Source organism: Vibrio sp. YT-19(2023), assembly GCF_033337395.1.
The window spans coordinates 1-13,165 of record NZ_JAWOQN010000012.1 but is presented as its reverse complement, the minus strand read 5'-3'; the positions used below and the strand labels follow the sequence as shown (position 1 = coordinate 13,165).

Genomic DNA, 13,165 nt, shown 5'->3' with positions numbered 1-13,165 from the left:
ATTACGCGGTTTCTCCCAGTTTAAACTTCATGGTTTGGATGGATTGATGTTTTGCAGGCTGCTCGTAAACAGACTGAACAAGATAAAGAGGGCGTTGCTTGGTCTCGACAAAAATGCGGCCAATGTATTCGCCCAAAAGGCCAATCGACAGCAGTTGCACACCGCCCAAGGCAAGTTGGACGACCATCATGGATGGGTAGCCAGTGACAGGCTCACCAAACACAACAGTTTTCATCACTATGAATGCGCCATAGATAAAGGCACTGAACGCCACCAATGCACCGGCAAGTGTCGCTAAACGCAAAGGACGAATGGAAAACGAGGTGATGCCGTCCATTGCAAGGCCAATCAGCTTGAGGTAGTTCCATTTGGTTTCACCACAGAAACGAGCGTCACGCTCAAACTGAACCGTCACTTGCTTGAAACCCGGCCAAGAAAAGATGCCTTTCATGTATCGGTTACGCTCTGGCAACGCATTGATGTGTTTAACCACTTTTGCGCTCAGTAGACGGAAATCGCCCACGTTCTCAGGCACATCCAATTTCGCCATGCTGTTAAGCACTTTGTAAAAGCAAGCGGCCGAGAAGCGTTTGAACCAAGTTTCACCGTGGCGCTCGCTGCGCTGCATGTTCACCACGTCATACCCTTCACGCCATTTTGATACCATTTGCGGGATCAACTCAGGCGGGTCTTGCAAGTCGGCATCAATCACGATCACCGCTTCACCTTGACAGTGTTCCAGACCCGCACTCATGGCGGACTCTTTGCCGAAGTTACGGCTTAGTGCAATACAACGAACGTCGCTAGAAGATTGAGAAAAGTTTTGCGCGATCATTAGGCTCTCGTCTTTGCTGCCGTCGTCCACATAAACGATTTCACAGCGTTCTGGCATTTCATCCAAAACGGCGGCTAAACGACGATGAAATTCAGGTAAGACTTCTTGCTCGTTAAAGAATGGCACCACAACAGACAAAACTGTTTTAGGCTCAGTGTGTTGGCTCACCTTTGAAAAGGTTGCAGCGTGAATGTTGAAGGTTGACATGCTACTCTTCCACTAAATCCGATGAATGAATCCAGTCTACAAACATCAACGTGAAAGAGATGTTATTGACATCTTTTTCACGTCCTTAGTGAATAATGTTCGGTTAAGACGAAGTCTTATTTTCGAACACCTGCCCACTTGGAGAGAAATACATGAAACGCGTACTTTTAGTCGAAGATAATCGAGAAATTGCAGGCATGCTGTTCGATTATTTTGAGTGTGCAGGTATGGAACTCGATTATGCAGACAACGGCGAACTCGGCCTGAAACTAGCGATGGAAAACACCTTCGACATCATCTTGCTCGATCTCATGCTGCCACGCATGGATGGCCTGACCATGTGTAATAAACTTCGCGACGCGGGCAACAACACACCGGTACTTATGCTGACGGCGCTCGATAGCCGTGACGATATGCTCAAAGGCTTCCAACACGGTGCGGATGACTATCTGACCAAACCTTTCGATCTGGATATTCTTGAAGCGCGCATGATGGCACTGATCCGCCGTTACCGTGGCACTGTCGCATCGAGCAAGTTGGAATACGGTGAAGTGTCTATCGACCAAAAAACGCGTAAAGCTTACCGCCAAGATAAACTGCTGGCGCTAAACCCCACCACTTACACCATTCTGGAAATGCTTGTAAAAAGCGCGCCAGATGTAGTGACACGTGAAGAAATCGCCTTCCAACTTTGGCAAGAGAACGAGCCAAACAACGACGTTCTGCGCAGCCACATTTACCAACTTCGCAACCAACTTGATAAGCCATTTGAACAACATGTGCTTATCACCGTGCCGAAAGTTGGCTTCCGCTTGGAGACAGGTGCATGATCAATCGCTTACTTGCTAGCACGCAAAGCACACAAAGTATGACAGGGCGACTCGCTCTGTTTTTCTCTTTTGTGTCGGTCGTGATTGGCATCTTCTGCTTTTTGTTGATTACCGGCTCCCTGCTTTGGTCTGAAGACCGCGTGGGCGAGCGTCGTATTATGGTCGACAAAAAAGAAGCGATTGAACATTTCCAGTCCCACCCAGAGCAAGGCAGTATTCAGCTTGACCTGCTCACCACTGCATACAACGACATCTCATTGGTTGCCGAGCGCTACCAAAAATACCTGATTGGTCAAAAGCACTTTCTTGATGAAGTAGAAGACGGTGAATACTCGCGCATGGTTTACATGAGTACTTACACCTACAAAGGCGTTGAACATCCTGTGATCCTGGTTTCCTTGATTGATGAAATCGAGATCACCTCAGAGGAATTCATTCTCGTCGTCGCTATGGTGCTGTCCATTGTCGCCGTGCTGGTGTTCCTGTTTGGTAGCCTGCTACTGCGCTTATCACAACGCTTGATTGAACCCGTCAATGCGCTCAAAACTCAACTCGACCATCACCAAGGAGATGCCACGCAAACTTTTAGTGTGCCTGAGGGCTCGGCCAAAGAGTTCCAAACCCTCGCGGATGAGTTGAATGAGTATCGCCACAAAATCAACCAAGTCATCAAGCGTGAGCAAGCCTTTGCACGATACGCAAGCCATGAACTGCGTACACCGTTAACCGTAATGAAAGGCTCAAGCAGCTTACTGGCGAGAAGTGCGAACACGGATTTCCAGACCCGACAAGTGAACCGAATCCAGGATGCAACGCAGCAGATGTCGACCATGGTAGATGCCCTACTCGGCTTAGTGCGTTACGAGCGTAATGCAGATGATTCACCAGTACGAAGCATCACCGAAGAAGAACTCAACCAAATCATCTTCCAAAGCCAAGCTCAGGCGGATGAGAAAGCACTCAACTTTGATGTACAGATAGACGGTAACCCAAGAACGCGCGCGACCAATGCCGTGCTAACCATTATTCTTGGCAACCTGATTCGCAACGGCATCGCCGCGACACCATCGGGATCAATTCATATCAACATGGATGAGAACACCATCTCGGTGCGTGATGAAGGTGAAGGCTTTTCGACCATTCCGCACTCTGATGGGCACGGATTAGGTTTGATGATTGTGGATGATTTGTGCCAACGCTATGGCTGGCAATTTAAGATTGGTACACATCCAGAGGGTGGTTGTGAAGCAGTAATTGACCTTACGTCAGAGCATCAAGAGGCTTGCTCAGAGTAACTTCCCCAGCGCCTAATTCAATTGAGAGGTATCTACTTTGCTCAGTATCAAACGAGCAATTCGATACCTCTTTCTAATTTCGATTGAATGAAATCTTATGCTGCAAGTGCTGCTAGTCGATTGAATGCTTGCGATGCCGATTCCGACGCGTCACACACAGAAAACATATCTTCGATAAAGTACTTCAACGCTCTAGATTCAATGGTTCGGATTGCCGCTTGCTGTTCGTCCGATAAGTAACCGTAAATGCTCGCCGCACCAAAATCGCCGAAGATCATCTCACCTTGCTCATTCACCAAAGTATTGTGCGCATACAAATCGCCATGGCACACCTTGTTGTCGTGCAGGTGATTAAACACGTCCACCATCTGCTCAACAATGGAATTGACTTGCTCGACCGTCAACGTAAAACCTTGTGGGAATGTATCTCGGGTGCAAGTTTCCAACGTTGGTGGCAAACCCAAGTTGTAGTAACAGTTTGGGATCAGCTCCATAACCAAAGCAAGCTCATTACCGTCATCCACTTGCGCGATGGATTTCACCAAGTTGTTGTGATGCCCGGCTTGCAAACATGCTTCAAGTTCATCATGTGGGTAGCCGTCACTGGTCACTTCACCCTTGAACACTTTCACCGCAACTTCGTTCGGGAAGTCGTATTGAGCGTCAGTCCAGTTAGCATGAGAAATCACGCCACTCGCACCTTGGCCAAGAACATGGTTAAGTGAGTAACTGTTTGTGGTCACTTTAGGCACGCTGTCTAGCGAAGATGGATGTTTGCAGAATGGGTTACCTGCGAATGCAAACCATGCCAATTTAGGCAGCTTCATCAACACATCCGGGAAATGCTCTAACTGGTTTGCAGATAAACGAATCAATTCTAAATTGACCAAGTTTTCCATGCTGTTTGGCAGTTGTTTGATGCGATTGCCCGCCAAAGCAAGCTTTCTTAGGCGCGGTCTTTCACCCAGGCTGTTTGGCAGAACTTCAATCTCGTTGTCGGTCAGAATCAACCAACGTAACTGAGTTGGTAGTGAGGCTTCACTGACTACTTTGATCTTGTTGGTTTTAAACCCAACCATCTCAAGGTTTGGCAGCTTGCCCAACACCTCTGGCAGATGGGTGAACAGGTTGTTGGAAGCAAAGATGATTTTTAGCTTGGTCAGCTGTTCCAGTTCTGGTGGTAAATCTGACAGTGCGTTGCCAGATAAATCTAACACTTCAAGCGTTTCTGCAAGCTCTAATATTTCCATAGGAAACTCAGTTAGCCCTTCCGCCAACTTCAGTTGTTTCGTTCCTACTAATTGTCCTGTTTTTAATTGTTCTAGAGTTTGCAAAACCAAGCCTTCTGATTGAGTTGAAATAAGCGGCGTAGTGTACGTGGCTTAAAGCAGAAAGGCGAGCCGTGGAATTGAATCCCCTGAAAACAAAGCGGCAAAACATCAGGAATAACGAAATGGATGTACTGAAACCCAGACTTTTTATCTGGGTTTAATGGCGTTACACTACGCGCCCTTTTTAACGGCAAGGTCGCGTGGTTGGACACGTCAGCAGCATGAAACTCTCTGAAAGCCCGATAACTCAACACAACTTCAACGGTCATACGTTTTTTCTTAAGCGTGATGACATGCTGCATTCTCACTTTTCTGGGAACAAAGCACGTAAGTTTATGGCGTTGATGAAAACGCAGAACAGCGACATCAAAACCCTCATCAGTTATGGCTCTGCTCAATCCAACGCGATGTATTCGCTTGCCGCTCTGGCGCAAATCAAAGGCTGGAACTTCGAATTCTACGTTCAACACATTCCTTCTTGGCTTAAAGACTCCCCTATCGGCAACTATCGTGGTGCGCTTGATTTGGGTATGAAAATCACCGCCATGCAAGACATCGGTAGCGAACTTCACCCTAGTGAATACATCCACCAGGTACGAAGAGTAGATGAGTCGACATTGCTGATTCCAGAGGGTGGACGTTCCCACCTCGCTGAAGCTGGCATCAAACAGTTAGCACGAGAAATTCTTGATTGGACGCGATTGAGAGGTAAAGAGCAGTTTACGGTCGCCCTGCCATCAGGTACTGGCACGACGGCTTTATATCTTCATAAACATTTAAGCCCACACGGCATAGAAGTGCTAACTTGCCCTTGCGTAGGCGATGCAGATTACTTAACTGAGCAGTTCAACCAGCTCGGTGAAAACAGCCACCCAACCATTTTAACCGTGCGCAACAAACACCATTTTGGTCGCTTGTACGAAGAAGATTACATCACATGGAAAGCACTCTTTGAGCAAACCGACCTCGAATTTGACCTGTTATACGACCCGTATATGTGGCAATGCCTCACCCCTTGGTTGGAAGAGAACACAGATAAAACGGTGATTTATATTCACCAAGGCGGGTTACTTGGCAACGAGTCGATGTTGCCAAGATATCAACGAGAATTTGAATAGCGTGTTCAAATAAAGTTGTTGCTGATTACAGTGATTCCACTATTTGATGAGCGCCAGAATTTCTTTGAATTCAGGTGCTCGGCAATCTTCGACCATTTCATACAAACACATTTCTAACCCAGTGAGCACCACACCGTTAGCGGTTAACTTCGCAAGAGCGAGCGCTTTATTGGCAGCGGTTCGGGAAGAGACACAATCCGTGACTAATTCAACGCGATAACCGGACTGGCGCAGAGAAACCGCGGTTTGATAGACGCAAATGTGGGATTCAATACCGCAAACCAACCAGGTATCAACTTTCGCGTTCTCCACCGCGACCTTAAACGTCGCCTCTTTGCAACCATCAAACGTGTACTTGGTAATAGGTAAATGCGTGCTTTCAAGCACTTCACGAATCGGCTCCGCGGTTGGGCCCAACCTTTCTGGATTCTGTTCTAGCCACAGAATAGGCAAATCTAGTGCTTTGGCGCCCTTTACCAGTTTCGTGATATTTTCAATCAGTGCGTCGCTTTCATGCATTAATGTAGCGAGTTTGCCCTGAACATCCACCACAATCAGGCCCGTGTTTCCTTTCGATAACATTTCCATCTCCTATCTTGTGCGACCACAAACCATACTCAACAAGTTGAGCAAAAGTTAATGTATCAGAACCCTTTCATGTTAGAGCAATAAAACCTAGAAAGATGACCTTCGCTCACACATTTGCCCTTAGGTAAGAGTGGTTTGAACTGGCTATTTAAATTTCTCTCGAATTAGTTCAATCAAGGCTTTGACTTTATTGGGCAGAAATAAGGCCGAGGGATAAATCAGAGTAAGATGCTGCTTCGGATGCGCGAATTGAGGCAGCACCTCGACCAACAAACCGTCTCTCAGTGCAGGCTTGGAATGAATTTGAGGAATAAACGCGATGCCGTTTCCTGCTATCGCCATCGAGCGCAGCAAGTTGAGGTCATCCGAACGCAACGCCACATGCAGATCTGAATCGAGCAAATCGGCATTGTAACGATTAGTTAAAAGGCGATGCTGCTTAAGATCTTCCACCGTTTTTACTGGCGGATGCGATTCTAGATAGGCTTTTGACGCAACAAAGTGACTACGATAAGGCAAAAGACTGAACTGCACATAGCTGTCATCGGTGACTTTGACCACGCTCGGAAGAAGCTGTAAATCAAACGATTGACGCTTGAGATCGACACTCTCTTGATGGTTTTCGATCTCGACCGAAATCTCCGGATACCGCGTTGTGTACTCAGTGATGATCGCGTTAAACGCGGCAGAGCTCATCAATGCGGAAGGAATGGCTAAACGCACCTTGCCCGTCAGCTCTTGTTGATATTCGTGCATGGCATTTAAACCTTGCTGAATATGGTCAATAGGCTGCCCCACCAACTCAAACAAGCGTTTCCCGTGCTCCGTCAACTCAATGCTGCGTGTTGTGCGAATCAAAAGCTGTACCCCGAGCGATTTCTCTAATTCTTGCAGACGACGACTCACTTTTGAGCGTTGTAGTTGATTCGCCTCTGCCGCTGCACTTATACCGCCGTGAACCACCGTCTGAGTGAATAGGTAAATATCATCAAAATTAACGTTCATTGTCCTATTTTTAGGTCATTTATGTTCGTATTATCATTCTACTGAATTGTGAGTGACTTCTCTATAATCCGCTATCCAATATGTTTAACGGAACTTGTAATGACGGCTGACCAAAAATTCAAACACTGGATGCGAACTTTGATTGTCCTGTTCATCGTACTATTTTTGTACATTATCATTGCTGACCGCCACGCCCCCTTAACGACCGAAGGACGAGTGCAAGGATACGTTGTCCAAGTCGCACCCGAGGTATCTGGTAAAGTGACCGACGTTCTCATCGAGAATAACCAGTCCGTTCAAAAAGGCGATGTGTTGTTTACGATTGATGATCGTAAATACAAGATAGCGCTTGAACAGGCGGAGCTGTCTCTGCAATCCGCCTATGAAAAAGAAGCAACACTGTATTCTCAACGCGAAGCCGCTCTTGCCAATATTGCCCGCGCACGAGCGACATTTGATAATGCACACCGCGAGTACAACCGCTTACTGACACTATCGAAGCAGAAAGTCATCTCTCAATCGACACTCGATAATGCCTTTGCCCAAAATCAGGTATCACGTGCAGCGCTTAAAGCGGAACGACAAAACTTAAAAGTCATTGAGGCGCAATTAGGCGATCAAAAAGGTCAAAGCACCGCCGTTCGAATTGCCAAAAACGGCATCGAAAAGGCGCAACTTGATTTGGCAAATACCGCGGTACTCGCTCCCAGTGATGGTGTCGTGACCAACCTGCAACTAGAAGTTGGCACGATGGCAAACACCAACATGCCATTGCTGACGTTTGTACCAACAGGATCACTCTGGGTAGCCGCTGATTTTCGTGAAAAGTCCGTCGCGAACGTAGACAAGACTTTCCACGCCTTGGTCACATTTGATTCCAACCCAGGTTCGGTGTACGACTTTGATTTAGCTAGCCGCGATTACGGTGTAGCAGCCGCACAACAAACGCCTAATGGCGCACTGACCAAAGTGGAAGTGAACAACCGCTGGGTACGTGATGCGCAGCGTACACGAGTGAACCTAACCAGCAGCGAAGAGTTACCACCAGCACTGTTTGTCGGCTCTCGCGCTACCATTGTTTTGTACCCAGACAACAGCATTTTCTGGCAGTTGATGGCGCAAGCACAGATTCACCTCGCAAGCTGGTTCCACTTCATTTACTAGGCGGCGACAATGAAAACCTTACGAATTTGGTTCGGCTGCTCTTTAGGGCTCGCGCTAAGCATGATCTTCGGTTGGTCTTACGGATTTTTTGCCATCATGATGCCGCTGTTTATATTGGGCAAAATGGACAACTTTAATATTTCGGCTTTATTGATCGTGTTTTTCTCTGCGGTGTGGACAACCATACAAGCCACATTTTTGCTGGAATACTTGCAGTTTCATCCAACATTAATGACCGTTGCCGTCGGAATTATGATGCTGTTCAAGTGCATTGCAATGATGAACCAGAAAACCTATTTGTTTGGTTACATGGGGCTGTTGGTGGGTTCAATTGTGTTGAATTTTGCCAGCTATAACTTCATGGATATTGAAGAGTTCAACGTCAACATGTGGGTGATGGCGTTCAGCAATATTTTTGTTTGCGCATTCGCGTATTGGTTGTTCCCGGAGCCAAAATCCCCCGCCGAGCACCTTGAGATGTCGACCCCAGTAAAAAGCGATATTGACTACATCAGCCAAGTTGCTATGGGTTGGGTAGTGGCGATGGCTGCGTTTATCGTATTCCAAGTAGCGGACTTATATGACTCGCTATCCGCACAAGCTTCCATTTTGATCATCCTAACCCCAATGACTTTAGCGGGCTCGCTCGCCATGGCAAAAATTCGCATCATCGGCACCGCACTAGGCTGCATCGCAGGGATGGCTGTTCAGCTGATATTGGGCAGTTGGTATGGGCATGGGCTACTCTTTTGGCTCGCCTTTACCATTGCAATGGGGCCATTCTGCTTGTGGCTCACCAAGGGGCAAATTAAAGCGGCTATCGCGTTTTCTGCCATGTCTGCCCTATCGGTTCCGCTGACGACCTCGTTGGTGCCAGAACAAAAAGACGCGTTCTTTTCGATCTTGTACCGTTTCAGCTCGATTTTCGTTGCGGTTCTGCTCACCGCGATGGTGATGTGGGTGGTGCATCACTGGATTCGTGTGATGTTGCTAAAGCATCCTGAGATTAAGAACGTAGAGTTGAATTAAATCTGGCCGAGGCTGGAAACGGGAAATGTATGCCGCTCACTTTACTGTGAGCGGCATTTTTATTTAAAACGGTCACCCTGAACATCGAGGAACGAGCGTGGTTCAGGATCTACCCACCGAGTGCTTTGAAGTGCGAAAGTTATCGCTATTTCCTAGCGTGCTGTAATCAGATTCCTAGTCTCGTCTAGACTCGCTGGAATGACCCTACCTTAGAGCTGCTCTAATACCTGAGGGATGGCGAGCAATGTATCTTCCAACATCCATCATCCTGAACAGTGAGGGACGAGCGTGATTCAGGATCTACTCACCGACTGCTTTGAAGTGCGAAAGTTATCGTCATTTCCTAGCGAGCAGTAAACCGATTCCTAGTCTCATTTAAACTCGCTAGAATGACCCTAATTTTAGTTCATGGTGCGGAGCCTAAGTATTAATATCAACCCACCAACTCTTTACGAATGATCTCCGCACCCGCACTTAATGCATTGAGCTTAGCGGTCGATACTTCACGAGACAAAGGCGCCATACCGCAGTTGGTACATGGGTAAAGCTTGTCGGCATCAACGTACTTCAACGCCTCTCGCAGTGTGTTCGCCACTTCTTCTGGCGTTTCAATTTCGTTGGTAGCGACGTCAATCGCACCAACCATCACCTTCTTACCGCGAATCAACTCAAGTAACTCAATAGGCACTCGTGAGTTATGACACTCAAGCGAGATAATATCGATATTTGACTGCTGCAATTTAGGGAATATTTCTTCGTATTGTCGCCATTCAGTGCCTAGCGTTTGCTTCCAATCCGTGTTCGCTTTGATGCCGTAGCCATAGCAGATGTGCACTGCAGTTTCACATTTCAGCCCTTCAATCGCACGCTCTAAACACGCAATGCCCCATTCGTTCACATCATCGAAGAACACATTGAACGCAGGTTCATCGAATTGAATAATGTCGACACCCTCCGCTTCAAGCTCTTTCGCTTCTTGGTTGAGGATCTTCGCAAATTCCCAAGCCAGCTTTTCACGGCTACCGTAATGATCATCATAAAGTGTGTCGATCATCGTCATAGGGCCTGGCAGCGCCCACTTGATAGGTTGCTTAGTTTGCTGACGCAAGAACTTGGCATCTTCAACAAACACGGGCTTTGTGCGGCTTACTGGGCCAACCACAGTCGGAACATTTGCTTCATAACGGTTGCGAATGGTCACCGTTTTGCGGTTTTCAAAATCTACGCCGCTTAAATGCTCAATAAAGGTCGTCACAAAATGTTGGCGAGTTTGCTCGCCATCACTGACGATATCAACGCCTGCCAGTTCTTGTTCTTGCAAAGCGACACGTAGCGCATCGCGTTTGCCATCAATCAGTTCTTCACCTTGCAGTTTCCACGGTGACCAAAGTTTTTCTGGTTCGGCCAGCCAAGAAGGTTTCGGTAAGCTGCCAGCCGTTGAAGTCGGTAATAGTGTTTTCATCGTCATTCCTTTCTAGATTCTCGTTGTCGATTACGCGTAGTTTGCAGACCATTGTTCAAGCACAGATTGATAAGGTTTGATGAAATGCTCCTCGGCAAATTTCCCTTGTTCAATCGCCAGTTGGCTGCGCTCTTCTCGGTCGTAAACGATTTGAGTTAGCGAGTGGTCTAGGTTTTTTAAGTTTGGCTGGTAGCAATTACCGGCAACCGCGTTGGCATTGTAAATCTCAGGTCGGTAAATCTTCTGGAATGTCTCCATCGTGCTAATCGTACTGATAAGCTCTAGGTTTGAATAATCGTTCAACAAGTCACCGAAGAAGTAGAATGCCAATGGTGCAACACTGTTTGGCGGCATAAAGTAGCGCACCTGTAAGCCCATCTTTTTGAAGTACTGCTCCGTCAACGAAGATTCGTTCGGCTGATATTCAAAGCCCAAAACAGGATGTTGGTTTTCGGTGCGTCGATATACCTTGTTGTCCGATACGCTCAGACAAATCACTGGCAGCTTTTTGAAATGCTGTTTGTAAGACTCAGAATTAACGAAAGCTTTGAACAGTTTGCCATGCAAATCACCGAAGTTCGCTGGGATACTGAACTGTGGCTGGTTTTTGTTGTGGTCCAACAGCAAAACGCTAAAGTCGTAATCACGCACGTATGAAGAGAAGTTGTTGCCCACAATGCCTTCGATACGCTCGTTAGTGTTGTGGTCAACAATGTTAGTTTTGAGCACTTCAATCGATGGGAATGCTTCTCCACTACCTTGGATATCCATATCAACAGAGATGATTTCAAGTTCAACTGAGTAGCGGTCACCTTGCGCGTTATCCCAATATGCCAACGCATTAAAACGATTATCGATCATTCGGAGCGCATTGCGCAGATTCTCTCGGCGGTAGTTTCCGCGAGCCAGATTAGCAAAGTTGGTAGTGATTCGCGTGTTGTCTGATGGTTGGTAATTCTCATCAAAGCGAATGCTTTTGATAGCAAATGTGAAATCGTTATTCATCGTGAGTTGGTATCCTATTTCCTTAGATAAAGCAGACTTTTCCTAACTCTGTGCATGGGGACATTTTTTGTTTTTTGGTTTTCCCAATCGTTAGGTTGCACAGCACTTACGACGAACGGTTCGTACAAAAAACGACCGTCGCAGTGCCTAACACCAGAGCAGTCCTTTTTTATACTTGCTTCACGAGTTGAGTAATATTGGTATTGTTTCACATTGAACATGAAGGAAATTCATAGTGGCAGTTCCAACCCTGAGAGAGCTATCGTAGATACTGTTTTTCATTGACACCAATACACGTAACTTGGCGAGCATATTGCCAATATGTGTAATTAAGAAACGGATAAGAGATTAGCAGTACGTAAACCAGTTTAAGCCGAGAAAACGCATTGTATGAACAAGGCACCAACTGGAATATAGGGCAGCGTAACTTAAATAGCACTTTTCACACTCCATCGTTTATTCAAGCATTCGTTTAATTAGAAGTACGTTACATTTTATATTCTCGAAACATGATTATTTATTTCTTTTTCTATCTTTACCATCTTAAACGTAAAGTTTAATTTCCTGCTGTAAAAGCACATATAACTTCATACACGAACATGGCAACTTCATTGACGGACTTTATCACTAAACTATTACATTAAGCTCTAAAAAAATAATAACAAAAAAACATAAGCCACTGTTTTAATTTGAATTAAACCCATAAACCCGAGATAACCACATAACGATACTTTACTTAATTTGGTATAACAAAAACCCTAAAAATAACATGGCTAACATTTATAAAATTCACTTTTATCAATAGAAAATCTCAACACAACATTAGAAAATTAAAATTAAGCAATAACTTAAAAAGACAAGACTTAATAACCAAATTCTTATTTATTATAGTTGAGTGGTGAATTTAAAAACTATGAGACATTAATCCCACGAATCTATCCTTTTTCTTTTTTTAATAAAAAACAAGATGCACTATTTCACCGCTCATTTATTGAGCTTGAATTTATAACCTGTCCATAATTATAAAGTGCCCATCAAGATGGTTTAAAACAAAAGTCTTTATGGGCTGACTAATAGGAAAAAATAATGGAAAAACAGCATCTTTCCGCGAGTATTATCGCACTCGCTTTACTTGGTTCTTTAGCACCAGCACATGCTGAAGATACATTGAAATCTTACACTTCGACATTGCTTCAGCTTGATGATGGTGATGCACGCTGGCTTTGTTGCGTAATTCGATGGAACTAAATCAAGAAACTACGATCTGAGCGGCTACGCCCATCAATCGTCGTAGCC

General features: G+C 45.8%; 12 protein-coding genes. 6 read left to right on the top strand and 6 right to left on the bottom strand.

All coding sequences use genetic code 11. The features are described from left to right. Window position 1: 1 nt before the first annotated feature. Window positions 2-1,042, bottom strand: coding sequence for a glycosyltransferase family 2 protein (locus R7E78_RS10935; protein WP_017634706.1), 1,041 nt, complete (start codon window positions 1,040-1,042; stop codon window positions 2-4). 152 nt (window positions 1,043-1,194) lie between these two features. Between R7E78_RS10935 and R7E78_RS10930 the strand changes: the two genes are divergently transcribed. Next, window positions 1,195-1,872, top strand: a complete 678-nt coding sequence (locus R7E78_RS10930) for a response regulator transcription factor (RefSeq protein WP_005389368.1) — start codon at window positions 1,195-1,197, stop codon at window positions 1,870-1,872. Next, the gene (locus tag R7E78_RS10925; RefSeq protein ID WP_064376496.1) at window positions 1,869-3,167 is read left to right on the top strand and encodes a sensor histidine kinase; all 1,299 of its coding nucleotides are present in this window, start codon (window positions 1,869-1,871) and stop codon (window positions 3,165-3,167) included. Before R7E78_RS10930 ends, R7E78_RS10925 begins: the two co-directional genes overlap by 4 nt. A gap of 95 nt (window positions 3,168-3,262) precedes the next feature. On the opposite strand, the gene R7E78_RS10920 is transcribed toward R7E78_RS10925, so the two are convergent. Further along, window positions 3,263-4,501, bottom strand: a complete 1,239-nt coding sequence (locus R7E78_RS10920) for a leucine-rich repeat-containing protein kinase family protein (protein WP_064376497.1) — start codon at window positions 4,499-4,501, stop codon at window positions 3,263-3,265. Between the two features lie 218 nt (window positions 4,502-4,719). On the opposite strand from R7E78_RS10920, the gene R7E78_RS10915 reads away from it, so the two are divergent. Beyond that, complete coding sequence (locus R7E78_RS10915) at window positions 4,720-5,616, top strand: 1-aminocyclopropane-1-carboxylate deaminase/D-cysteine desulfhydrase (RefSeq protein WP_064376498.1); 897 nt, start codon at window positions 4,720-4,722, stop codon at window positions 5,614-5,616. Between the two features lie 39 nt (window positions 5,617-5,655). On the opposite strand, the gene R7E78_RS10910 is transcribed toward R7E78_RS10915, so the two are convergent. Further along, window positions 5,656-6,198 carry a hydrolase gene (locus R7E78_RS10910; RefSeq protein WP_005457944.1) on the bottom strand — a complete coding sequence of 181 codons (543 nt, stop codon included), beginning with the start codon at window positions 6,196-6,198 and terminating at the stop codon, window positions 5,656-5,658. 150 nt (window positions 6,199-6,348) lie between these two features. After that, entirely contained in the window at window positions 6,349-7,209 is an 861-nt protein-coding gene (locus tag R7E78_RS10905) for a LysR family transcriptional regulator (RefSeq protein WP_017634710.1), read from the bottom strand. A 99-nt stretch (window positions 7,210-7,308) separates the two neighbouring features. Between R7E78_RS10905 and R7E78_RS10900 the strand changes: the two genes are divergently transcribed. Both R7E78_RS10900 and R7E78_RS10895 read left to right on the top strand, forming a co-directional pair. Further along, window positions 7,309-8,373, top strand: a complete 1,065-nt coding sequence (locus tag R7E78_RS10900; protein ID WP_017634711.1) for an HlyD family secretion protein — start codon at window positions 7,309-7,311, stop codon at window positions 8,371-8,373. Window positions 8,374-8,382: 9 nt separating this feature from the next. Continuing rightward, window positions 8,383-9,402, top strand: coding sequence for a DUF2955 domain-containing protein (locus tag R7E78_RS10895; RefSeq protein WP_033905703.1), 1,020 nt, complete (start codon window positions 8,383-8,385; stop codon window positions 9,400-9,402). Between the two features lie 433 nt (window positions 9,403-9,835). Here the strand turns inward: R7E78_RS10895 and R7E78_RS10890 are convergent, their stop codons facing one another. Then, entirely contained in the window at window positions 9,836-10,864 is a 1,029-nt protein-coding gene (locus R7E78_RS10890; RefSeq protein ID WP_033905704.1) for a methionine synthase, read from the bottom strand. Window positions 10,865-10,894: 30 nt separating this feature from the next. Then, window positions 10,895-11,869 carry a DUF1852 domain-containing protein gene (locus tag R7E78_RS10885; RefSeq protein WP_017636059.1) on the bottom strand — a complete coding sequence of 325 codons (975 nt, stop codon included), beginning with the start codon at window positions 11,867-11,869 and terminating at the stop codon, window positions 10,895-10,897. A 1,086-nt stretch (window positions 11,870-12,955) separates the two neighbouring features. On the opposite strand from R7E78_RS10885, the gene R7E78_RS10880 reads away from it, so the two are divergent. Then, window positions 12,956-13,117 carry a hypothetical protein gene (locus R7E78_RS10880; protein WP_318057879.1) on the top strand — a complete coding sequence of 54 codons (162 nt, stop codon included), beginning with the start codon at window positions 12,956-12,958 and terminating at the stop codon, window positions 13,115-13,117. Window positions 13,118-13,165 lie beyond the last annotated feature (48 nt).

Coding starts and splice junctions, on each gene's coding strand:
- R7E78_RS10910 (WP_005457944.1), bottom strand. CDS start 6,198: ATGTTATCGAAAGGAAACACGGGCCTGATTGTGGTGGATGTTCAGGGC.
- R7E78_RS10890 (WP_033905704.1), bottom strand. CDS start 10,864: ATGAAAACACTATTACCGACTTCAACGGCTGGCAGCTTACCGAAACCT.
- R7E78_RS10900 (WP_017634711.1), top strand. CDS start 7,309: ATGACGGCTGACCAAAAATTCAAACACTGGATGCGAACTTTGATTGTC.
- R7E78_RS10930 (WP_005389368.1), top strand. CDS start 1,195: ATGAAACGCGTACTTTTAGTCGAAGATAATCGAGAAATTGCAGGCATG.
- R7E78_RS10925 (WP_064376496.1), top strand. CDS start 1,869: ATGATCAATCGCTTACTTGCTAGCACGCAAAGCACACAAAGTATGACA.
- R7E78_RS10885 (WP_017636059.1), bottom strand. CDS start 11,869: ATGAATAACGATTTCACATTTGCTATCAAAAGCATTCGCTTTGATGAG.
- R7E78_RS10905 (WP_017634710.1), bottom strand. CDS start 7,209: ATGAACGTTAATTTTGATGATATTTACCTATTCACTCAGACGGTGGTT.
- R7E78_RS10880 (WP_318057879.1), top strand. CDS start 12,956: ATGGAAAAACAGCATCTTTCCGCGAGTATTATCGCACTCGCTTTACTT.
- R7E78_RS10935 (WP_017634706.1), bottom strand. CDS start 1,042: ATGTCAACCTTCAACATTCACGCTGCAACCTTTTCAAAGGTGAGCCAA.
- R7E78_RS10915 (WP_064376498.1), top strand. CDS start 4,720: ATGAAACTCTCTGAAAGCCCGATAACTCAACACAACTTCAACGGTCAT.
- R7E78_RS10895 (WP_033905703.1), top strand. CDS start 8,383: ATGAAAACCTTACGAATTTGGTTCGGCTGCTCTTTAGGGCTCGCGCTA.